This is a genomic window from Nesterenkonia sp. F (genome assembly GCF_000220985.1).
Classification (GTDB): domain Bacteria; phylum Actinomycetota; class Actinomycetes; order Actinomycetales; family Micrococcaceae; genus Nesterenkonia.
In genome coordinates this window covers 65,026-86,385 of record NZ_AFRW01000118.1, presented here as the reverse complement: position 1 = coordinate 86,385, position 21,360 = coordinate 65,026, and the positions used below count along the sequence as shown (strand labels likewise).

Genomic DNA, 21,360 nt, shown 5'->3' with positions numbered 1-21,360 from the left:
TCCTGCGATGACCGCACTCACCTCCGACACCCCGCGCCCGACCGAGCACCCTGCCGAGCAGCCCGCCGAGCAGCCGACGACGCCGGCTCCTGCCGTCGGCGGCCGCGGCGTCCACCACGCCGACGACGTCGCGCCCGCTCCGCTGTCGGTCGGCGACTACACGCTGGACAACCGGCTGATCATGGGCACCGGCGGCATCACCGACCTGGCGGCGCTGGAGCAGGCGCTCGTCGCCTCGGGCACCACGCTGACCACGGTGGCGATGCGCCGCTACAGCCCGGAGACCAAGACCAGCGTCTTCTCGCTGCTGGAGCGGCTGGGCATCGACGTGCTGCCCAACACCGCCGGCTGCTACACGGTCAAGGACACGGTGCTCACCGCCGAGCTCGCCCGCGAGGCCCTGGAGACGAACCTGATCAAGGTCGAGGTCATCGCCGACGAGCACACGTTGCTGCCCGACGTCGTCGAGACCCTCGAGGCCACCGAGCAGCTGGCCGACCGCGGCTTCATCCCGATGGTCTACACCAGCGACGACCCGGCCGCGGCGGTGCGCATGGAGCAGGCCGGTGCGGCGGCCGTGATGCCGCTGGGCTCTCCCATCGGCACCGGGCTGGGGATCCTGAACCCGCACAACATCGAGCTCATCGCCTCCCGCGCGCAGGTGCCGGTCGTCCTCGACGCCGGCGTCGGCGCCGCCTCCGAGGCCGCACAGGCGATGGAGCTCGGCTGCGACGCGGTGCTGGTCGCCTCGGCGGTCACCCGCGCGCAGAACCCCGACGCGATGGCCCGGGCGATGCGTCTGGCCGTCTCCGCCGGACACCTCTCCGCCGAGGCCGGCCGCATCCCGCGCCGGCGCCACGCCCAGGCCTCCTCCGCCATGGAGGGCCGCATCGCTTCGATCGAGGACCGCACATGACCGATCTGTCCCAGCTCTCCACCACCCAGCTCGAGCGGTTCCAGCGCCACCTCTCGCTGGCCGGCTTCGGCCCGGAGGCGCAGCTGCGGCTGCTCGACGCCCGCGTGCTCGTCGTCGGCGCCGGCGGCCTCGGCGCCCCGATCCTGACCTATCTGGCCGCCGCCGGGGTGGGCACCGTGGATCTGGTCGACCACGACGTCGTCGACCGCTCCAACCTGCACCGGCAGGTCATCCACTCCGAGGCCGGCCTCGGCGAGGCCAAGACCGCCTCGGCCGCCGAGGTGATGCGCGGGCTGCACCCGGAGATCGTGGTGCACGAGCACCGCGAGCCGGTCACCCCCGACAACGCGCGGGAGCTGGTCGAACCGGCGGATCTGGTCATCGACGGCTCGGACAACTTCGCCACCCGCTACGTGGTCTCCGATGCCTGCGAGATCACCGGCAAGCCGCTGATCTCCGGCTCGATCCTGCGCTTCGACGGGCAGGTCTCGCTGTTCTGGTCGACCCCCGACGCCGCCCACCAGCCCGAGGGCGGGCGCGGCCCGACCTACCGCGACCTCTACCCGGAGGCCCCGGACCCCGGCGAGGTCCCCACCTGCGCGGAGGCCGGCGTGCTGGGCGTGCTGCCCGGGGTGATCGGCACGCTGATGGCCACCGAGGCGATCAAGTTCCTCGCCGGCGTCGGCCGCTCGCTGCTGGGCCGGGTGCTGACCTACGATGCGCTCGAGGCCCGCTTCCGCGAGATCGCGCTGCGCCCGGATCCGGACCGCGAGCCGGTGACCACCATCGGCGCCGACGTCGCCGGGCTGGGCGGTGGCTCGGCCGCCGGGCTGGGCGGTTCGGGCCCGGACAGCGCGGCGGCCTGCGCGGTCGACGGCTCGGCGGACGTCGAGGAATCCTCCGACGCGAGCGAGCCGGAGGACCCGGCGCTGACTCCGGTGGTCGGCGAGATCAACCCCTACACCGGCACCCCCTACGAGCCCGACGACGTCGGCGTCCGCCAGCTGGAGCGCGACGCCGCCGCCGGCCGGCTGACCTCGGTGGTCGACGTCCGCCAGCCCTGGGAGTACGCCATGGGCCACGTCGAGGGCGCGGTGAACGTCCCGCTGGAGTCGATCGCCCATGACGGCGCCGGCATTCCCGGGCTGGACGAGGCCTCCGAGGAGCGGCCGGTGGTGGTCTACTGCAAGATGGGCGTGCGCTCGCGGCAGGCCATGGAGATCATCCGCAGTCGCACTCCCGAGGCCCCGCTGCGCAACCTGGTGGGCGGCTATCACCAGGTGAAGGCCGCCGGGGCGGCGCCGTCGGCGTCGGATCCCGCGACGACCGCCTGAGGTCCATGGGGTCCGGATCGCGGACGGTCCTCCGCACTCTGCGCATGACTGCGGTAGTTTGGAGGGGTGAGCGCATACCTGACAGTCATCGGCGAATGTCTGGTGGACGTCGTCCAGTCGGAGACGTCCGCCCCGAAGGCGCATGTCGGGGGCAGTCCGTTCAACGTCGCCGTCGGGCTCGCACGCCTGGAGCATGAGGTGCTCTTCGTCGGCCGCCACGGCGAGGACGAGCACGGCCGGATGATCTCGCGCAGTCTGCGCGCCCAGGGGATCACCTCGGTGCTCGAGCCCGACGCCCAGCCGACCTCGGTGGCCGAGGCGACCCTCGACCCCACCGGCCAGGCCAGCTACGAGTTCACCCTCGACTGGTCCCTGCCCTCGGCCGAGGAGCTGGAGGCCGCCTGCCGCCGGCTGGCCGAGCAGGCCCATCCGGGCGAGCACCCGCCGGTGGAGCTGCTGCACACCGGCTCGATCGGCGCGATGCTCCAGCCCGGCGCCGAGACGGTCAAGCAGCTGATCCGCGACTCCCGCGAGGACGCGACGATCAGCTACGACCCCAACTACCGACCCTCGATCATCCCGGACCGCGACGCCGCCCGGGAGCAGGCCGAGGTCTTCATCGGCCTGGCCGACGTCGTCCAGGCCTCCACCGACGACCTCGATCTGCTCTACCCCGAGCGCAGCCACGAGGACACCATGCGCGCCTGGCTCGAGATGGGCCCGGCGCTGGTGGTCATCACCCGCGGCGCCTCCGGGGCGATGGCGCTGGCCGGCTCCGGCGCCGTCGACCAGCCGGCGGTGCCGATCGAGGTCGCCGACACCGTCGGGGCCGGGGACTCCTTCATGGCCGCCACGCTGTCGATGCTGCGCCGGCTGGGGCTGCTCGGCGCCGCGCGCCGCGAGGAGCTGCACGCCATCACCCGCGGACAGGTCGAAGAAGTCCTGGCCGCCGCCGCCCAGGCCGCCGCGATCACCTCCTCGCGCTTCGGCGCCCAGCCGCCCACCGCCGAGGAGCTCGACGCCGCGCTGGACGCCGCCGACGTCGCCGTCGCCGCGGAGCGGGCCGACTGATGACCGAGACGATCCGTCCGGCGCGCAGCCGGCTCGACAGCACCCGGCTGATCGCCAGCGACATCGACGGCACGATCCTCAGCTACGACGACGCCCGGGGCGGGCGCGTCACCGAGCGCACCGTCAGCGCCTTCCGCGCCGCCGCGGCCTCCGGCGTCCGCGTGGTGCTGGTGACCGGACGTCCGGTGCGCTGGATCCGGCCGGTCGCCGACGCGCTCGGCGATCTCGGCACGGTGATCTGCTCCAACGGCGCAGTGGTCTACGACCTCGCCGAGGATCGGCTGCTGCGCCAGGATCCGCTGGCGCCGTCGGCGCTCTTCGAGGCCAAGGACCGGCTGCTGGAGCTCGACCCCGAGGCCGCCTTCTCCGCGGAGACTCTGGAGGCCTTCCACCTGGAGGAGGGCTTCACCCGGGATTCGCTGTTCTTCGAGGAGGAGCGGATGCGCGCCGCCGGGGTCACCTCCGACATGCTGCGCGTCGGCCCGCTGGACGAGACCCTGGGCCGGCACGACGTCGGGGTCGCCTCAGGCCCCTCCGCCGGACGGCCCGCCGCCCGCGTGGTGAAGCTGCTGGTCAGGACCACCGCCATGGATCCCGACGCCTTCCTCTCCACCGTCCGCGACCATGTCGGCCACCTGGTGACCGTCACCCATTCCGCGCCCGGCGTCAGCCTGCTGGAGCTCTCCGCGCCGGGGGTGGACAAGGCCTCGGCGCTGCGCCGGATGGCCGACGAGGCCGCCGTCGGACGCGAGGAGGTCATCGCCTTCGGCGACATGCCCAACGACGTCGGCATGCTGGAGTGGGCCGGAACCTCCTGGGCGGTGGGCTCGGCGCACCCGCTGGCGCGCGATGCCGCCGGCCACGTCGCCGGCACCTGCGACGACGACGGCGTCGCCGAAGTGCTCGAGGATCTGCTCGCCGGCGGCGCGGGCTGCACGGAGGCCTGCCGTGAGGACTGCGAGAACCGGACCGGAGCGGGGGAGACGAGGCGGCAGAGGCATGGCGCGACGTCGGCCTGAGCATCCGCCCGTTCCCTATCTGCTGAACAGCGTGCCGGGACCGCTGCACGGCAGGCCGCTGGCCTTCGCCCATCGCGGGGCCGATCCGCGGCGGGAGAACACCATGGCCGCCTTCCGCCGCGCCGTCGAGCTGGGGTATCGCTACCTGGAGATCGACGTGCGCACCGCCGCCTGCGGCACGCTGGTGGTCTTCCACGACGAGACCCTGGAGCGGGCCACCGACGGCGTCGGCGCGCTGAGCGAGCACACCTGGGAGCAGCTGGCCGAGCTCGGCGTCGGACCCGATCGCGAGCCGCTGGTGCGCTTCGAGGATCTGCTGGCCGCCTGGGACGACGTCCATCTCAACGTGGATCTGAAGGACGCCGCGGCCGTCGACGAGTTCGCCCGGCTGGTCGAGGAGCATCAGGCCCATGACCGGGTGCTGGCGGCCAGCTTCAACGACGCCCGCCGGCACCGCGTGGCCCGTCGGCTGACCCGGACGGTGGCGACCTCGGGCGGCTGGCTCTCCACCGCGCTGATCGTGCTGCTGGGTCCGCTGGGGCTGATGCACCGGGTGCAGGAGCGGGCGGCCACCATCGACTGCGTGCAGGTGCCGGTCTCCCAGGGGCCGATCCGGGTGGTCAGCCCCTCCTTCGTCCGCCGCTGCCACCGCGCGGGGCTGCAGGTCCACGTGTGGGTGGTCGACGATCCCACCCAGATGCACCGGCTGCTGGACATGGGCGTCGACGGGCTGATGACCGACGACGCCGAGGTGCTCGCCGAGGTCATGGCGGTGCGCTCGATCTGGCCGCAGCGGTGAGGCGGGGCGCGGTCCTGCACAGGGCTCGATTCCTGCACAGTCTCGCTCTCCTGCACAGGATCGTCATCCTGCACAGGGCTTGATCCTTCCTCTCTCCACAGAACCGTCGATCCTCCTGCGAGTCGGCTCGGGCCTGCGTAGTCTGTGGCGCATCGAGGCAGACCAGACCACAGGGGAGGGGGCGGCCATGGTGCGGTACGACATGGATATCTCGGCCTATGACACTGTCGGGGAGGTGGGGCGTCTCGCCGAATCCGGACGGCGAGCACGGGAGCGTGCGGAGGCCGCCGGCGCCGATGCGTCTCGATGCTTCGGCACGGCGACGACGGCTGCTTCGGCCTTCATCGCCTTCCTGCTGCGGGTGTCGCCGGAGGGTGCTGCGGTGCTGGCCGAGGTGGAGACGCGCCGAACTGCCGTGGAAGCGGCGCTGGACGCCGTCGTCGTCGGTGATGGGGCGATGGCCGCGACGGCGGAGCAGGCGGCGGATGCGGCGGCTCGGCGGGTCGGGCCCGTGCTCGGCGGGGGCCCGGCATGAGCATCGGCCTGCCGGGAGTGTTCGCGTCGACGACCGAGGTCGCCGTGCCGCCGGAGATCACCGGGGCCTGGGAATCGCTCGGCTCGGAGGCCGCGGTCATGGCGGATGCGGCGGGATTCGTGCAGACGGCGGTCGCGGAGGCCGCCGGCAGCTGGTCACGGCTGGTCTCGAGCTACGACGAGTCGTCCACCAACGCCGTCGTCCACCGGGCGATGGATCCGCTGATTCCGCGGGCCGGATCCTGGTCGGCGGCCATGGCCGAGGCCGGGTCGGTCGTGGAGGACTTCGCGCAGCAGGCGCGGCAGCTGCAGGCGCGGGCCGAGGAGCTGGGGACCGTCCGGGGCGAGGTGCTCCGCGCCGCCGCAGAGATCGAGGCCGGCGACTCCTGGGTCGAGACGTGGTGGCAGCGGCTGCGCGTGGCCGAGTTCAACGCCGCCGTCGTCGAGCTGCGCGAGGCTTGGGAGCAGGCCCAGCAGAACGTCGGCGATCAGCTCGCCGCGGTCGAACGGGCGGTCGGCGCCGACGGGGCCCGATCCCATGGCGCCGGTTCCGAGAGCAGCGGATCCCTGGGCGTCGCCGATGAGGCCGCGCTCGGTCCCGGCTCGGCGCCGGCCGGAGGATCGGCGCGCACGCCATCCGGCGGCGCCGCGGCCGCCGAGGGCCTCGTCGACGAGCTGGCCGGCGAGGACCCGGAGACGATCATCGAGCGGCTCGACGACGGGGAGACCGCCGCCGCGGCCGCGGCGCTCGCCGATCGACGCCTCGACGCGCAGTTCGCGCTGCCGGGAGGCGCCGCCCGGCGGATGCGCGAGGTCATGGCGACCCACGACCATCGCACCGACGCGGGGATGCAGGCGATCCGGGAGGGGTTCCTCGGTCTGGAGGCCGAGCAGCAGCGCCGGCTGGTCGTGGCCTACCCGACGGAGTTCGGGAACCTCAACGGGATTCCGCTGGCGATGCGTGCCCGGGCCAACGCGGTGCGGGTCGCGGCGATGCGGCACCGGCTGGGCCGGAGCACGGGCCGGGAGGCGAGCGGCGCAGACGCGGAGCGCCGTCGGACGCTGCGTGCGGGACTCGACCAGGCTGCGCGGCAGATCGCCGCGGGGAAATCCGTCGTCCACCTCTCCGCCCGCGGGCATGGCGAGATCGTCGTCATGGACGGCACGCCGACGACGGAGACCGAGCGCACGCTGATCCATGTGCCCGGCACAGGAGCCGATCCGGGTCGCCTGGACGATCAGATCGACCGGGTGGAGGCGCTGGACGGCGCCGCACAGCAGGGCGCCGTCAGCGTCTCCTGGCAGGGAGCTGAGCTGCCGCAGCAGCTCATCGACAACATCGACGGTCTGGACCCGAGCTTCGCCCTCGACGATGAGATCGAGCGCGGGGCGCGGAACCTCGCGGCCTTCGACCACGCCCTGGACCTGGAGGTCGGCGAGCAGACGCGCTCGACGGTCAGCGCGCACAGCGCCGGGACCGCCTATATGGGCCGCGCCGCCCACCGGGACCATGGGCTGACCGCCGACGCGCTGATCTACATCGCCCCCTCGGGGCCGGGGAAGGGCGTGTCCTCGTCCGAGGACCTCGCCGACCCGTCGACGGAGGTGTTCATGGTCGAGGCGCGCGACGACGCCGTCGACCCCGTCCGCGAGCTGCTCGGCTGGCAGGGCATCCACGGCCGGGCCGCCCTGCCCTGGCAGGACCCCATGGAGGGGCTCGAGGCGATCGAGCTGGAGCCCGGGGCCGCGGATCGCACGGTGCTCGACGACGGCGACGAGCCGCAGCTGGTCTCCGCGGCGGGCCCCTTCGCCGCCCACAGCGGGGTGCTCGACGAGGACACCCACGCAGTGGAGAGCATCCGGGCGATCGTCTCCGGCGGGGACGAGCAGGTGCTGCCGCTCTACGACGCGGCCGACCCTCGTCTGCTCGAGGGCCTCGACGAGGAGGAGGCGGTGCGCCGTCGCCTGCTGGAGGACCATGAGGATCGGGAGGACTGGGTCGCGGTGGAGGACCTTTCCCATGAGGCCGCCGTCCGATGACTCCGTGGGAGGTGTGGGAATGCGCGTCCATTCCCACACCTCCCACGGAGTCATCGCCTCGGGGTCCAGGGCACAATGGGAGACATGTCCGTCACCGCCGCCGCTCGGACGCCGTTCCACGTGCGCGTCTCGCGCTTCCTGGAGGGGCGTCCCTGGATCGCCGACACCGTGCTGCTGGCCGGTCCGCTGGGCCTGCTCAGCCTCGGCTCCGCGACGAGCGGAGGGTTCAATCCCCTGCTCATCAGCGGTCTCGAGCCCGCCGCGTGGCCTCTGGTCCTGATGTTCGGACTCCTCACCACGCTGCCGCTGGCCCTGCGTCGTCTGCGCCCGGCCGTCTGCGCGGGTCTGATCGCCGTCGGCGCCCTGCTGCAGGTGCTCACGCTCGCCGGTCCGGCGTTCTCGAGCATCAGCGTGCCGATCGCGGTGTACTCGGCGGCGAAGTTCGGCTCCCGGCGGAGTGCGCGCCTGTATCTGATCATCGCGCTGGCCGGCGCGCTCCTGCTGGGCCTCTACGTCCTGGTCGGCTACCTGCTCACCTCTCCGCGGGGCACCGGCCTCGTCGAGATCATGCTGCCGGTGGTGCTGATCACCGGCTTCGCCGCCGCCGTCGTGCTGGCCTGCTGGCTGCTCGGCGACCTCGGCGGTCGGCGCCGTCGGGAGATCGCCGCGATCGCCCAGCGCAACGAGCTGCTCGAGGTCGAGCGTGAGCAGGAGGCCCGGCTCGCCGCCGACGCCGAACGGATGCGCATCGCCCGCGAGATGCACGACGTCGTCAGCCATTCGATGTCGGTGATGATCGCCCAGGCCGACGGCGGCCGCTACGTGGTCGGGCAGGATCCGCAGGCGGCCGCCGGGGCCTTCGAGACGATCGGCCGCACCGGCCGCGAGGCGCTGACCGAGATGCGCCGGATGCTGGGCGTGCTGCGCGAGCAGTCCGAGGGCGTCGACTATGCGCCCAGCCCGGGGCTGGCCGACCTGCGGCGACTGGTCGACGACGTGCGCGCCGTCGGGCTGCCCGTCACGCTGCGGAGCAGCTGGGGGACGGCGGAGGATCCGCGGCTCGAGGACGCTCCGCCGCTGCCCGAGGGCGCGGGACTGGCCGTCCACCGGATCGTGCAGGAGGCGCTGACCAACACGCTCAAGCACGGGGGCGGGGGAGCCCAGGCCGACGTCGCGCTCGCCGTCGAGGGGCCGGAGAAGGGCCGTGCGGACCGGGAGCCGCCGCCCGGCGACCAGCTGATGGTGCGCATCAGCGACACCGGCGTCGGCTCCGGCGCCGACGGCGACGGGCGCGGTTCCGGTCTGCTGGGCATGGACGAGCGTGCCAGACTCTACGGGGGTGCGGTCACCACGCGGGCGCATCCCGGCGGCTTCGACGTCGTGCTGCGGCTGCCGCTGACCGTTTCACCCTGACCGTTTCACGCGGGGTGCTTCACGCTGACCGCTGGATGCCGACGACCCGGGAGGGACGATGGAGACGCCGATCTCGGTGCTGCTCGCCGACGACCAGGCCCTGCTGCGGGCCGGATTCGCCATGGTGATCGACTCGCAGCAGGACATGCACGTCATCGCCCAGGCGGGCACCGGCGTCGAGGCGCTGGAGGCCGTCCGCGCACACCGGCCCGACGTCGTGCTGATGGACATCCGCATGCCCGAGCTCGACGGCCTGGAGGCCACCCGCCGGCTGCTCGGCGACGCCGACGACGGCGGCGCGGACGGACGCGGGGCCGCGGACGCGCCCACGGTGATCGTGCTGACCACCTTCGACACGGACGAATACGCCGTCGAGGCGCTGCGCGCCGGAGCCTCGGGCTTCCTGCTGAAGGACGTCCAGCCGGAGGTGCTGCTGGACTCCATCCGCACCGCCGTCGACGGCGGCGCGGTCATCGCCCCGACCACCACGCGGCGGCTGCTCGACCAGACGCTGCTCGACGACGCCCGCAGCGCGCGGAGCCGCGAACCCGACGCGGCCCAGCAGGCCACGCTCGAGACGCTCACCGCCCGGGAGCGCGAGATCCTGGGGGAGATGGCCACCGGGGACTCGAACGGCGAGATCGCCGCGCGGATGTTCCTCTCCGAGGCCACGGTGAAGACGCACGTGGCCCATGTGCTCGCCAAGCTCGGCGTCCGAGACCGGGTGCAGGCGGTGGTCTTCGCCTACGACTCCGGATTGGTCGACCGCTGAGCCGACCTGCCGGCGCCCGCCGGTGCCGGGCGATGACTCCGTGGCACGGGTGGGAAAGCGCCCGTATTCCCGCCCGTGCCACGGAGTCATCGTCCGAGAGCGCACTCATCGCCGAGGAGGCGGGCATGCTGAGATCTCATCCTGCAGGGTGAGACGAGGACGGTCCTGTCGGCCGATGTGGAGGCGGTGTCCAGCTCCATAGGCTCGTCACCATGACGACCTCCCCCGAGACCACCGTGACCCGTCCCGAGGCGGCCGCGCCCGCGGTGCGCGCCGAGCGGCTGTCCAAGACCTACGGCACCGGCGACGCCGCCGTCCGCCCGCTGCGCGAGCTCAGCCTGGAGATCCCCCGGGCGCAGTTCACCGCGATCATGGGTCCCTCCGGCTCCGGCAAGTCCACGCTGATGCATGTGCTCGCCGGCCTGGACAGCCCCGACGCCGGCCGCGTCGTCGTCGGCGACGTCGAGCTCACCGGACTCGACGAGAAGCGGCTGACCGAGCAGCGCCGCGCGCACATCGGCTTCATCTTCCAGGCCTACAACCTGGTCCCGGCGATGACCGCCGAGGAGAACATCCTGCTGCCGGCGCGGCTCGGCCGCACGCGCGTCGATCGCGAGACCCTCGACGCCGTCGTCGACCGGCTCGGGCTGGGCGACCGGCTGGGCCACCGGCCCTTCGAGCTCTCCGGCGGCCAGCAGCAGCGCGTCGCCGTCGCTCGGGCGCTGGTCACCCGACCGTCGGTGATATTCGCCGACGAGCCCACCGGCAACCTGGACCACACCACCGGCGACGAGGTGCTGCAGCTGCTGCGCACCGCCGTCGACGAGTTCGACCAGACCGTCATCATGGTCACCCACGACCCGGGTGCCGCCGCCGTCGCGGACCGCACCGTGCTGCTGGACGACGGCCGCGTCGTCGACGCCCTGGAGGGCCAGTCCGCCGAGGCGCTCGCCGCCGCGCTGGTGGAGGTGGGCCGGTGAATCCCGTGCTGCGCGCCAATCTCCGCTCCGGCGGCACCCGTCTGTTCGCGGCGGGTGCCGCCGTCGCCGTGGCGGTGGCCTTCGTGGTCGCCTGCATGCTCCTGGTCGACTCCTTCACCCGCACGATGGAGGAGCAGGCCCGGGCCGACGCCGCCGGCGCCGACCTGGTCGTCGACTCGGCGCCGCTCACCGCGTCCGCCGACGGGGGCGGGCGGACCCCCGATCCGCAGGCCGGCGAGACCGCGGCCGCCGACCTGGCGGAGCAGATCACCGACGTCGACGGCGTCGCCTCGGCGCAGAGCATCCGCGGAGCTTTCGCCGCGGCCGACTTCGCCGGCCGCGAGGGGATGATCAGCGTGGGCGACCTGCCCGAGCACGCCGACCACGAGACCGCCGAGGGGCGGCTGCCGCAGGGCGCGGACGAGGCGCTGCTGCCGTCCTCGACGGCCGAGTCCTACGACGTCGGCGTCGGCGACGAGGTCACTGTGGAGGTCCCGGCGGCCGACGATCCTGCGGCCGATCCTGCCGCCGGTCCCGACGCTGGTCCCGACGCCGAGTCCGAGGAGGTCCGCTGGACCGTCGTCGGCGTGACCGAGGCGAGCAGCTCCGCGCAGGCGCGGATGCTCCTCACCGAATCCGGGATGGACCGGCTGGCGCCGATCGCCGGCCCGGACAGCATCCGGGTGGTGCTCGCCGGCGACGCCCACGGCGACCCCGGGGCCCAGACCGACGCGCAGGAGCGGGTCGCCCAGGCGATCGCCGACTCCGGGCTCGTCGCCGCGGGCGTGCCCGTCCATCAGATGGACGGCGGAGGCCTGGCCGTCGACCAGGTGACGGTGATGACCAACGAGCAGATCGTCGACGCCTGGGTCGCCCAGCGCACCGGCGACAGCAGCATCCTGCTGACCATCGGCCTGGGCTTCGGCGCGGTCGCGGTCTTCGTGGCCGCACTGGTCATCACCACCACGTTCGGGGTGCTGATCGCCTCGCGGGCGAAGTCGCTGGCGCTGATGCGCGCGATCGGCGCCTCCGCGGCCCAGCTGAAGCGCGCCACGATCGCCGAGGGGGCGGTGCTGGGGCTGGCCGGCTCGCTGGTCGGCGTGCTGCTGGGCTGGGGCGCGGCCGTCGGTCTGGGCACCGGCGCCCGGGCGCTGTGGCTGGAGAGCTTCGTGACACCGACCCCGACTGTGGCGGCGGTGGTGACCGGCGTCGTCGTCGGCACCGTGGTCACGACCGCGGCGACCTTCGGACCGGCGCGCCGCGCCTCGAGCACCTCGCCGATGGAGGCGCTGCGGCCGGTCGACGTGGCCGCGGCCGAGGGCGGCGTCCCGACGGCGCGCACCGTGGTCGGGCTGATCGGCGCCGTGCTCGGACTCGGCGCCACAGTGGCCGCGGCGATGATCGACCTGCCGTTCCTCGGCGTCGGGGGAGCGCTGATCGGCTTCACCGGAGTCCTGATGGCCTCCCGCGCCGTGGTGCCGTCGGCGGTGCAGCTGCTGGGTCGGCTGGTCTCCCGGCTCACCGGCGGTTCGACCGTGCCGCGGCTGGTCGCGCAGAACGCCCGGCAGGTGCCGGGGCGGACCACCACCACGACGTCGGCGCTGCTGGTGGGCATCACCCTGGTGGTCACCATGATCGTCGGCGCGGCCACCGCCCAGCGCTCCATCGACGCCGACCTGGCCGAGGCCAGTCCCGTCGACGGCACCGTGGTCTCGTCGGACTCCTCGGTCCGTCGGGCCGCCGAGTCCGACGAGGCGGTGGAGGCCGCGGCGACCGTCCCCGGCACGGACGGGATGCTGCGTACGGAGTCCGGCTCGGCGGAGGCGACGATCGTCGTCGCCCCGCAGGACGTGATCGAGGAGATCGCCCGGCGCGACGACGTCGCGCCGCAGGAGGGCACGGCTCTGGTCTCGTCGTCGTACGTCGCGCCCGACGGCGTCCTCGCGGCGGTGTCCATGTCCGGTGAGGCGGCGTCCGCCGAGGCGGTCGTCGAGGGGCAGGAGGCCTCTCTCGACGTCGAACGGGCCGGATGGCTGCCGCCGGCGACGGTGCTGGTCTCGGCCGCCGACGCCGAGCGGGCCGGATGGACGGTGGAAGAGTCGGCCGGGCAGACGTGGCTGCGGGTGCAGGACGAGGCTAGCGTCGACGACGTGCTGCGGCTGAACTCAGCGCTGGAGCAGAGTCTGGAGGCGGCCTCCGGCGCGCAGCATCAGGAGCAGGCCGAGGCCGCGGACGCCTCGGGCGTCGCGCTGGACGGCGCGAGCCGGCGCGCGTCGAACATGCAGACCATCCAGGCCGTGCTGCTGGTCGTGCTGGTGCTGCTGGCCGCCTCGGTGATCGTCGCGGTGATCGGGGTCTCGAACACGCTGGCGCTCTCGGTGATCGAGCGGCGTCGGGAGGCCGCGCTGCTGCGTGCACTGGGGATGAGCCGCGGCGGCGTGGGGTCGATGGTCTCCGTCGAGGCGCTGCTGATGGCCGGCGTCGCGCTGGTGCTCGGCACCGGCCTGGGCGTGCTCTTCGGCTGGGCCGGAGTCTCCTCGCTGGTCAGCTCCGAGGTGCTGACGGTGCAGCTGGACGTCCCGATCGGGCAGCTGGGCGTCGTCTGGGGGCTGGGTCTGCTCGCCGCGGTGCTGGCCGCGGCGATCCCGGCGCGGAAGCTGTCCCGCACGGCCCCGGCGGCCGGATTGAGCAGCTGACGGTCCGACGGCGCGGCGGCGCGGGCTCCCGATGACTCGACCGAGGAGCTCGCGACGACCGCTCGTGCTCAGGGCGTCGGCTCGCCGGAGGCGCTCCGGACTCGATCCTCGTCCTCGGCCGCCGCGAGGATGTTCTCGGCCATCGTGGGGAAGACCAGCGCATGGAACGGCTTGATGGCTCCCCAGTAGGCCCGGCCGAGGAGGCCGGAGGGGATGAAGATCGCCCGCTGTCGCAGGCGGGTTCCGCCGTCCTCGCGACCCTCGACGCCGAACTGCAGCCAGGCGCGCCCTCCCGAGCGCATCTCGGCGCGGAGAGTGACCGATCGTCCCTCCTCGACCGCCTCGACGCGCCACCAGTCCACATAGTCGTCGACCCGGAGTCGCTCGGGGTCCCGGCGCCCCCGGTCCAGCCCGTACCCGCCCAGGACCTTGTCCATGAGGCCGCGGATCCTCCACAGCCTCGGCGTCGAGTACCAGCCGTTGGTCCCGCCGATGGACTGCACCACGTGCCAGACGGCCTCCGGCGTCGCGTCGCCGTCGCGCTCCCGGCAGTCGGTGAAGACCGTGTAGCCGGCCCAGTCCGGATCCGAGGGCAGAGGGTCGGCCGGGTCATAGGTCGGAGAGGCTCGCAGGTCGTCGTCCCATGTCTGGGTCACGGTGCCGGTCCGCTGCCGGTCGACGGCTCGCCGACAGGCCTCCCGGTAGTCGGTCAGGCCGCCGGGCGGTTCGGGGATGAGCCCCGTGATGTCGGACTCCTCGCAGACGGCGTCGTGGGCGAGCGAGGCGGCCAGCGGCATGGCGATCGACCGGGGTATCGGCGTGACCAGGCTGATCCAGAACCCGGAGAGTCGCTGGGCCGGGATGGGCAGCGGGTAGACGCGTCGGGGCGCCAGGCCGGCTACCTCCGCGTAGTCGGTCAGCATCGAATGGAACGGCTGGGCCGTTCCGCATCCGATGTCGAACGTGCGGTCGACCGGGTCCTGCAGAGCGCAGGCCTGCGCCAGGTAGTAGAGCACGTCCCTGATGGCGATCGGTTCGATCCGGTTGTTCAGCCAGCGGGGGCCGGTCATCACCGGCAGCCGCTCGGAGAGGTGACGGATCATCTCGAAGGATACGGAGCCTGAGCCGATGATGATCCCCGCCTCGAAGGCGAGCGTCGGGATCGGGCTGTCGAGCAACACCTGGGTGACCTGCTCCCGGGAGCGCATGTGCGCCGACAGCTCCTCCAGGGGCTTGTCAGGATGCAGGCCGCCCAGATAGATCATCTGACCGACGCCGGATCGTCCCGCGGCCTCGACGGCCGTCTCCGCGATGACCCGTTCCCGTTCGATGAAGTCGCCTCCGCCGCCCATGGAGTGGACGAGGAACACCACGGTGTGCACGTCGCGCATCGCCTCGGCCGTCTGGTCGACCTGCTGCAGATCGGCCTGCACGGTCTCGACCGCGTCGAACCAGGGGCGGTCGGCGAGGTCCTCGGTGTTGCGGGCCATCGCCCGCACGGTGAATCCGGCCGCCAGCAGCTCCGGGATCAGGCGGCCTCCCACGTATCCGGTGGCGCCCGTGACCAGGACGCGACGCCCGTCGCCGTCCGGCAGGTCCAGCTGCAGCGGGGAATCGCCCATCATATCCATGCACCTACGCTATCGACGGCCGGTGCCGGGGGCGAGAGCCGTCGCCCGTTCCGCCTCACTTCACCGCGCCCATGGACAGCCCACGGACCAGCTGCTTCTGCGCGAACCAGCCGGCCAGCACCACCGGCAGCGAGGCCAGCACGGAGGCCGCCGAGAGCTGAGCGAGGAACTGCCCCTCCGAGGTCATCGTGCTCAGCAGGTACAGGGGAGCGGTGGCGGCGTTCGCCGCGCTGAGGTTCAGCGCGAAGAAGAACTCGTTCCATGCGAAGATCACGCAGATCAGCGCCGTGGCGGCGATGCCGGGGGTGACCATCGGGATCAGCACCCGGCGCATCGTCGCCAGCAGCGAGGCCCCGTCCATGGCGGCGGCCTCCAGCACCTCGCCGGGGACCTCCAGGAAGAACGAGCGCATCATCCACACCGCGATCGGCAGGTTCATCGCGGTGTACAGCACGATCAGCGTGAGCAGGTTGTCGAGCATGCCGATCTGCCCGGCGATCACGTAGATCGGCATGATGACCGCGACGATCGGCAGCATCTTGGTGGAGATGAAGAAGAACAGCACGTCCTGGGTGCGCTTCACCGGGCGGATGCTCAGCGCGTAGGCCGCCGGCACCGCCATGACGATCACCAGCAGCGTGGAGACCGCGGTGGCGATCGCCGAATTCAGGAAATAGGCCCCGGCGTTCGAGTCGACGATCGCGGCGTACTGCTCCAGCGTCGGGGTGAAGAAGAACGTCGGCGGAGAGGAGGCCGCCTGGGACTCCTGCTTGAAGCTGGTGATCACCATCCAGGCCACCGGCGCGAAGAAGAGCAGGGCGATGAGCCAAGTCAGGATCGTCAGCAGCGTGCCGAGCGGACGACGACGTCGGGCGCTCGCCGGCCGTCGGGCCGGGCTCGCCTTCGTCGGGCTCGCCTGCGGCGTCCGGGCGGTCTCGGCTGTGGTGGTCATGACTGCTCCTTCGCGTTGATGCTGCGGAAGATGAGCCGCAGGGCGAGCAGGGCCAGGATGATCGTCGCGATCACCGTCACCACGCCCATCGCCGCCGACTGCCCGATGTCGAAGCCGAGGAAGGCGCGCTGGTAGATGTAGAACGGCAGGTTCGCGCTCGCCGTCCCGGGGCCCCCGGCGGTCATCAGGTAGATGTGGTCGAAGGTGTTGACCACGTAGATCGCGCCCAGCAGCACCGACAGCTCCAGGTAGAACCGCAGGTGCGGCAGGGTGACCAGCAGGAAGGTCTTCACCGGGCCGGCGCCGTCGATCTGCGCGGCCTCCAGCACGTCCTTGGTCTGCGACTGCAGCCCGGCCAGCAGGAGCAGCATCATGAACGGCGTCCACTGCCAGACCAGGGCGACGATGATCGAGGCCACCGGGTGCTGGGAGGTGAAGTCCACCGCCCCGATGCCGACCAGCTCGAGCAGCCAGTTCACCAGCCCGTAGCTGGGGTCGAACATCGAGATGCTCCAGAGCATCGCGCCGGCCACCGGCATGATCAGGAACGGGGTGATCAGCAGCGTGCGCACCACTCCGCGGCCGGGGAAGCTGCGGTCCAGCAGCAGCGCCAGTCCGAGGCCGAGGACCATGGAGATCAGCACGCAGCCCAGGGTGATCCCCACCGAGTTGATCGCCGCGGTGCGGAAGGTGGAGTCGACGAAGAGGTCGACGAAGTTCTGCAGTCCGACGAACTGGTCGCCCTCCGGGCGCAGCAGGTTCCGCGACCGCAGCGAATACCAGATGGTCAGCAGGAACGGGATCTGGGTGCAGACGATGACGAAGATCAGCGCCGGCAGCAGCGGCAGGCGACGACGGCGCGCGTCGGCCTTCTCCGCGGTGCGATCGGCGCGCAGCGTCTCGGCGTCGCGCCGGTCTCGGCGACCGGCCTGTTCTGGAGCCGGGCTCATGGCTCAGCCCTCCCATCCGTAGGTGCGGGCGACGGACTCGGCGAAGGTCTGCGACTGGCGCAGCGCGTCGGCGACGCTCTGCTGTCCGGCCACCGCCGCGGAGATCTGCTGGCCGACGCGGGTGCCGAGGTCCTGGAACTCGGGGATGCCGACGAACTGGATGCCCGGGTAGGGGACCTCGGAGACCAGGCAGTGTTCCTGGGTGGCGTGGTCCATCGAGGTCAGCGTCGGCTCGGCGTAGTGCTCGGCGATCTCGGCGTACTCCGGGATGTCGTAGGTGGACTTCCGCGACCCCGGCGGCAGGGCCGCCCAGCCGCGCTCCTCGCCGACCAGCTGGAAGTAGTCCGGATGCGTCATCCAGGCGATGAAGTCCCAGGCGGCCTGCTTGCGCGGGCTGGTCTCCGGGATGGCCAGGCTCCAGGAGTAGAGCCAGCCGGAGTAGTCGGTCTCCACCACGGGGGCCAGCGCGTAGCCGGTGTTCCCCACGACGGTGGAGGAGTCGGGGTCCTCGAGGCCGGAGACCATCGAGGAGGCGTCGTACCACATGGCCGCGTCGCCCTGGCCGAAGCGGGTCAGGCAGTCGCCGAAGCCGGCGGTGGCCGCGCCGGGCTGTCCCCAGGTGCGCAGCGTGTCGACGTAGGTGGAGACGGCCTCGTGGACGGCGTCGGAGTCGAGCATGGGGCGCCAGTCGGGGTCGAACCAGCGGCCTCCGAAGGTGTTGATGACGGTGTTCAGCGGGGCGAGCACCTCGCCCCAGCCCGCCAGACCGCGCAGCGCGATGCCCGAGACCCCGTCGTCGGGGGAATGCAGCTGCTCGGCGAAGCCGCGGATCTCCTCCCAGGTGGGCTGCTCGGGCATGGTCAGCCCGGCCTGCTCGAAGAGGTCGCGGCGGTAGACCATGAAGGAGGACTCGCCGTAGAAGGGCACCGAGTACTGCGCGCCGTCGTGGGAGAGCGCGTCGCGAATGGTGCCGATGAAGTCGTCGGGCCGGTAGCCGTCGGTGGCGGCGATGTAGTCGTCCAGCGGGGTCAGCCAGCCGTCGGCCGCCCAGATCGGGGTCTCGTAGTTGGAGATCATCACGACGTCGAACTCGCCGCCGCCGGAGGCGACCGAGGCGGTGATCTTCGCCCGGGCCTCGTTCTCCGGCAGCGGGACGAAGCGCACGTCGATGTGCGGGTGGTCGGCGCGGAAGTGCTCGATCAGGCTCATCGCGTCCTGCATCTGCGGATTCGAGACGATGGCGACGACGATCGTCTCGCGGCCGCCGGACGACGTCGCCGGCGCGCAGGAGGTCAGCCCCAGCGTCGCGCCCAGGCCGGCGCCGAACCCGGCGCCGAGCACCGTCCGTCGGGAGGGTGGAGGAGGTGTCATGGTGGGAGGTTCCTCATCTGTGCCGCCGAGCCCTCCCGCCCTGCGATGAGTCCGTGGAAAGTGTGGGAAAGAGTCGGTATTCCCGCACGTTCCACGGAGTCATCATCGGGGAGGGTGCTCGTTTGAGTGTGATGTATCGCTCACTTGTTAGGTGACCTTAGTCATATATGCTCGGATGAGCAAGCATTGGAGGATGACATGCCGCAGGATCGCCGACCCGACGAGCCCGCCGAGGCCGCCGCGCAGCACCCTGATCGGCGCGCCCTGGCACTGATGGCCGAGCTGGCCGGCGAGCACTATCTCGACGGTCGCTCGAAGGTGGAGATCGCCCGCCGGCATCGCCTCTCGCGCTTCCAGGTGGCCCGACTGCTGGACCAGGCGCGCGACGAGGGGGTGGTGCGCATCACCATCGTCAACCCCTCCGACTCCGGCGCCGACCATGCCGACCTGGCGGCCGCGCTGGGCGTCTCCTCGGTCACCGTGGTCGCCCAGCGCTCAGATGAGACCATGCGGTCGGCGCTGGCTCGTCAGGTCGCCCATCTGCTGCCCCTCGGGCTGCACGACGGCGCCCGGCTGGGGGTCTCCTGGTCCCGGACGCTGAGCCACCTGCCCGAGCATCTCGAGGGCATGCCGAAGGTGGACATCGTCCAGCTGGTCGGCCCGCTCAGCGCCCCGGGGTCCTCGACGGCGGACTCCTCGACGCTGGTCCATCGGCTCGGCGCCCGCGCCGGCGGCCAGGTCTGGCCGCTGCCGACGCCGCTGATCGTCGACTCCGCCGCCGTCGCCGCCGCGCTGCGCGGCACCGACGAGGTCCGGGCCGCCCTGGAGGCCGCCGACGAGATGGACGTCGCCGTGGTCTCGATCGGCGCCTGGCATCCCGGGGGATCCACGCTCTGGGGGCGCTTCAGCGAGGAGGAGCATCGTCGGGCCCGGGAGGCCGGCGTCGTGGCCGAGTGTTCGGGGATCCTGCTGGACGAGTCGGGCGGGGTGGTCGAGTCGGTCATGGAGGATCGGGTCGTCGGGGTCTACCCCGCCCAGCTGCGTCGCTCGCGGGTGGTCGCCGTCGCGCCGGCGGTGGGACAGCCCGCCGCGGTGATCGCCGCGGCCCGCGGGAGCTTCGTCGATGATCTGGTGATCTCCGCCGAGCTGGCCGACCAGCTCGCCGAGATGCTCGACGTGCGCTGAGGGCGAGGGTCCGCCTCGGTCGGCGCCTCTGTTCTACGCCGTGTAGAAAAACTCTTCTACACGGCGTAGAATTCTTCGCGGGGCGACGGCGCGCGGACGCCGGCCTCCCCGCCGCGACGGGTCTCGTCGACCCTCGCCGGAGCGCACTCCGCCGCATAGGATCACGCCCGTGATCCCCGTGGTGGATCACCGCAGCCGGCGACGCCGACCGTCGGGCGCGGACCCTCGAGCCGGAGAAGGCGCAGGTGGGCGCTCATGGAACAGATCTTCGACCCGCTGACCATGGCACGCTGGCAGTTCGGGCTGACCACGCTCTATCACTTCCTGTTCGTGCCGCTGACCATCGGGATGGCCCTGATGGCGGCGATCATGCAGACCGCCTGGGTGCGGACGAACAAGGTCACCTACCTGAAGCTGACCCGACTGTTCGGCAAGATCTTCCTGATCAACTTCGCCATGGGCGTGGTCACCGGCATCGTCCAGGAGTTCCAGTTCGGGATGAACTGGTCGGAGTACTCGCGCTTCGTCGGCGACGTATTCGGCGCCCCGCTGGCCATCGAGGGGCTGGCCGCCTTCTTCTTCGAGGCCACTTTCATCGGGCTCTGGATCTTCGGCTGGGGCCGCATCCCGCGGCTGGCCCATCTGGCCTGCATCTGGGTGGTCTTCATCGCCAGCACGCTCTCGGCCTACTTCATCCTCGCCGCCAACGCGTTCATGCAGAACCCGGTGGGCTACACGATGAACGCCGAGCGCGGTCGGGCGGAGCTGACCAGCCTCTGGGAGGTGCTGACCAACCCGGTCGCCCTGGCCGCCTTCCCGCACACCATCTTCGCGGCGATCATGTTCGCCGCGGCGGTGATGGTCGCCGTCGCCGCCTGGCATCTGCGCCGTCGCCAGCATGTCGAGACCATGCGCCCGGCGCTGAAGACCGGCCTGTGGGCCAACGTCGCCGCCTTCGCCGGCGTCGGGCTCTCCGGCGACCAGCTCTCGCTGGCGATGGTCGACGCCCAGCCGATGAAGATGGCCGCCGCCGAAGGCCTCTACGAGACCACGAAGAACGCCAGCTTCTCGATCTTCACCCTCGGCACCCCCGACGGTGCCTCGGAGCTGTTCTCCATCCGCATCCCGCATCTGCTCTCGCTGCTGTCCACCCACACCCTCGGCGGCGAGGTGGAGGGCATCAACGACCTGCAGGACCAGTACGTCGCCCAGTTCGGACCCGGCGAGTACACCCCGATCATCTGGATCACCTACTGGGCCTTCCGATGGATGATCGGACTGGGAGCCTGCTCGGCGCTGGTCTCGCTGATCGCGCTGTGGTTCACCCGGAAGAAGGCCCGGCCGCTCGGCGCCCGGGCGGAGGACCTGAAGTGGCGGGCGCTGATCTGGACCGCCCCGCTGCCGCTGCTGGCCTCGCTGGTCGGCTGGGTCTTCACCGAGATGGGCCGGCAGCCGTGGATCGTCTTCGGCGAGATGAAGACCGCCGCGGCCGTCTCGCCGACGGTCGCCGGCTGGCAGGTCGCGATCTCGCTGGCCGCGTTCACGCTGATCTACGGGGTGCTGGCCGTCGTCGAGTTCCGGCTGATCCTCAAGGCCGCCCAGGAGGGGCCGCCGGAGATCGCCGAGGACGACGACGGCGAGGGCGGAAGCAGCGCCGACGACGCCGACTTCGCGATGGTCTACTGAGGCAGGAGCCG

At 72.1% G+C, this 21,360-nt stretch carries 17 protein-coding genes; 13 read left to right on the top strand and 4 right to left on the bottom strand.

All coding sequences use genetic code 11. The features are described 5' to 3' along the window. Positions 1–7: 7 nt before the first annotated feature. The 11 genes from GU5_RS0110585 to GU5_RS0110535 all read left to right on the top strand — a co-directional run bounded on the left by GU5_RS0110585 (position 8) and on the right by GU5_RS0110535 (position 13,574). A complete protein-coding gene (locus GU5_RS0110585; protein ID WP_010525549.1) occupies positions 8–916 on the top strand; it encodes a thiazole synthase in 909 nt (302 codons plus the stop codon). After that, positions 913–2,250 carry a molybdopterin-synthase adenylyltransferase MoeB gene (moeB, locus tag GU5_RS15285; RefSeq protein ID WP_010525548.1) on the top strand — a complete coding sequence of 446 codons (1,338 nt, stop codon included), beginning with the start codon at positions 913–915 and terminating at the stop codon, positions 2,248–2,250. Before GU5_RS0110585 ends, moeB begins: the two co-directional genes overlap by 4 nt. Before the next feature lie 66 nt (positions 2,251–2,316). Beyond that, positions 2,317–3,321 carry a carbohydrate kinase gene (locus GU5_RS0110575; RefSeq protein WP_010525547.1) on the top strand — a complete coding sequence of 335 codons (1,005 nt, stop codon included), beginning with the start codon at positions 2,317–2,319 and terminating at the stop codon, positions 3,319–3,321. After that, positions 3,321–4,340, top strand: a complete 1,020-nt coding sequence (locus GU5_RS15280) for an HAD family hydrolase (protein ID WP_010525546.1) — start codon at positions 3,321–3,323, stop codon at positions 4,338–4,340. Before GU5_RS0110575 ends, GU5_RS15280 begins: the two co-directional genes overlap by 1 nt. Before the next feature lie 31 nt (positions 4,341–4,371). Beyond that, complete coding sequence (locus tag GU5_RS0110565; protein WP_237704714.1) at positions 4,372–5,139, top strand: glycerophosphodiester phosphodiesterase; 768 nt, start codon at positions 4,372–4,374, stop codon at positions 5,137–5,139. Positions 5,140–5,326: 187 nt separating this feature from the next. Continuing rightward, on the top strand, positions 5,327–5,674 hold the full coding sequence (locus tag GU5_RS0110560) for a hypothetical protein (RefSeq protein ID WP_158217728.1): 348 nt from the start codon (positions 5,327–5,329) through the stop codon (positions 5,672–5,674). Next, positions 5,671–7,713 carry an alpha/beta hydrolase gene (locus GU5_RS0110555; protein WP_010525543.1) on the top strand — a complete coding sequence of 681 codons (2,043 nt, stop codon included), beginning with the start codon at positions 5,671–5,673 and terminating at the stop codon, positions 7,711–7,713. The genes GU5_RS0110560 and GU5_RS0110555 overlap by 4 nt, the downstream gene beginning before the upstream one ends. An 84-nt stretch (positions 7,714–7,797) precedes the next feature. After that, complete coding sequence (locus GU5_RS15275) at positions 7,798–9,126, top strand: sensor histidine kinase (protein ID WP_010525542.1); 1,329 nt, start codon at positions 7,798–7,800, stop codon at positions 9,124–9,126. Between the two features lie 58 nt (positions 9,127–9,184). Beyond that, positions 9,185–9,898 carry a response regulator transcription factor gene (locus tag GU5_RS0110545; protein ID WP_010525541.1) on the top strand — a complete coding sequence of 238 codons (714 nt, stop codon included), beginning with the start codon at positions 9,185–9,187 and terminating at the stop codon, positions 9,896–9,898. Between the two features lie 212 nt (positions 9,899–10,110). After that, the gene (locus tag GU5_RS0110540; protein ID WP_010525540.1) at positions 10,111–10,878 is read left to right on the top strand and encodes an ABC transporter ATP-binding protein; all 768 of its coding nucleotides are present in this window, start codon (positions 10,111–10,113) and stop codon (positions 10,876–10,878) included. Continuing rightward, the gene (locus tag GU5_RS0110535; protein ID WP_010525539.1) at positions 10,875–13,574 is read left to right on the top strand and encodes an FtsX-like permease family protein; all 2,700 of its coding nucleotides are present in this window, start codon (positions 10,875–10,877) and stop codon (positions 13,572–13,574) included. Before GU5_RS0110540 ends, GU5_RS0110535 begins: the two co-directional genes overlap by 4 nt. A 68-nt stretch (positions 13,575–13,642) precedes the next feature. Here GU5_RS0110535 and GU5_RS0110530 read toward each other — a convergent pair whose 3' ends face one another. From GU5_RS0110530 to GU5_RS0110515, 4 genes are all read right to left on the bottom strand, one after another. Next, a complete protein-coding gene (locus GU5_RS0110530; RefSeq protein WP_010525538.1) occupies positions 13,643–15,199 on the bottom strand; it encodes an SDR family oxidoreductase in 1,557 nt (518 codons plus the stop codon). A 61-nt stretch (positions 15,200–15,260) separates the two neighbouring features. Next, a complete protein-coding gene (locus tag GU5_RS0110525) occupies positions 15,261–16,157 on the bottom strand; it encodes a carbohydrate ABC transporter permease (RefSeq protein ID WP_010525537.1) in 897 nt (298 codons plus the stop codon). Continuing rightward, the gene (locus tag GU5_RS0110520) at positions 16,154–17,107 is read right to left on the bottom strand and encodes a carbohydrate ABC transporter permease (protein ID WP_010525536.1); all 954 of its coding nucleotides are present in this window, start codon (positions 17,105–17,107) and stop codon (positions 16,154–16,156) included. Before GU5_RS0110520 ends, GU5_RS0110525 begins: the two co-directional genes overlap by 4 nt. A 3-nt stretch (positions 17,108–17,110) precedes the next feature. After that, entirely contained in the window at positions 17,111–18,478 is a 1,368-nt protein-coding gene (locus GU5_RS0110515; protein WP_029514212.1) for a sugar ABC transporter substrate-binding protein, read from the bottom strand. A gap of 198 nt (positions 18,479–18,676) precedes the next feature. Between GU5_RS0110515 and GU5_RS0110510 the strand changes: the two genes are divergently transcribed. Both GU5_RS0110510 and GU5_RS0110505 read left to right on the top strand, forming a co-directional pair. Further along, a complete protein-coding gene (locus GU5_RS0110510; RefSeq protein WP_010525534.1) occupies positions 18,677–19,663 on the top strand; it encodes a sugar-binding transcriptional regulator in 987 nt (328 codons plus the stop codon). A gap of 255 nt (positions 19,664–19,918) precedes the next feature. After that, positions 19,919–21,349, top strand: a complete 1,431-nt coding sequence (locus tag GU5_RS0110505) for a cytochrome ubiquinol oxidase subunit I (RefSeq protein WP_010525533.1) — start codon at positions 19,919–19,921, stop codon at positions 21,347–21,349. The last annotated feature ends 11 nt before the right edge of the window (positions 21,350–21,360 follow it).

Coding starts and splice junctions, on each gene's coding strand:
- GU5_RS0110585 (WP_010525549.1), top strand. CDS start 8: ATGACCGCACTCACCTCCGACACCCCGCGCCCGACCGAGCACCCTGCC.
- moeB (WP_010525548.1), top strand. CDS start 913: ATGACCGATCTGTCCCAGCTCTCCACCACCCAGCTCGAGCGGTTCCAG.
- GU5_RS15280 (WP_010525546.1), top strand. CDS start 3,321: ATGACCGAGACGATCCGTCCGGCGCGCAGCCGGCTCGACAGCACCCGG.
- GU5_RS0110560 (WP_158217728.1), top strand. CDS start 5,327: ATGGTGCGGTACGACATGGATATCTCGGCCTATGACACTGTCGGGGAG.
- GU5_RS0110555 (WP_010525543.1), top strand. CDS start 5,671: ATGAGCATCGGCCTGCCGGGAGTGTTCGCGTCGACGACCGAGGTCGCC.
- GU5_RS15275 (WP_010525542.1), top strand. CDS start 7,798: ATGTCCGTCACCGCCGCCGCTCGGACGCCGTTCCACGTGCGCGTCTCG.
- GU5_RS0110545 (WP_010525541.1), top strand. CDS start 9,185: ATGGAGACGCCGATCTCGGTGCTGCTCGCCGACGACCAGGCCCTGCTG.
- GU5_RS0110540 (WP_010525540.1), top strand. CDS start 10,111: ATGACGACCTCCCCCGAGACCACCGTGACCCGTCCCGAGGCGGCCGCG.
- GU5_RS0110530 (WP_010525538.1), bottom strand. CDS start 15,199: ATGATGGGCGATTCCCCGCTGCAGCTGGACCTGCCGGACGGCGACGGG.
- GU5_RS0110525 (WP_010525537.1), bottom strand. CDS start 16,157: ATGACCACCACAGCCGAGACCGCCCGGACGCCGCAGGCGAGCCCGACG.
- GU5_RS0110520 (WP_010525536.1), bottom strand. CDS start 17,107: ATGAGCCCGGCTCCAGAACAGGCCGGTCGCCGAGACCGGCGCGACGCC.
- GU5_RS0110515 (WP_029514212.1), bottom strand. CDS start 18,478: ATGACACCTCCTCCACCCTCCCGACGGACGGTGCTCGGCGCCGGGTTC.
- GU5_RS0110510 (WP_010525534.1), top strand. CDS start 18,677: ATGCCGCAGGATCGCCGACCCGACGAGCCCGCCGAGGCCGCCGCGCAG.
- GU5_RS0110505 (WP_010525533.1), top strand. CDS start 19,919: ATGGAACAGATCTTCGACCCGCTGACCATGGCACGCTGGCAGTTCGGG.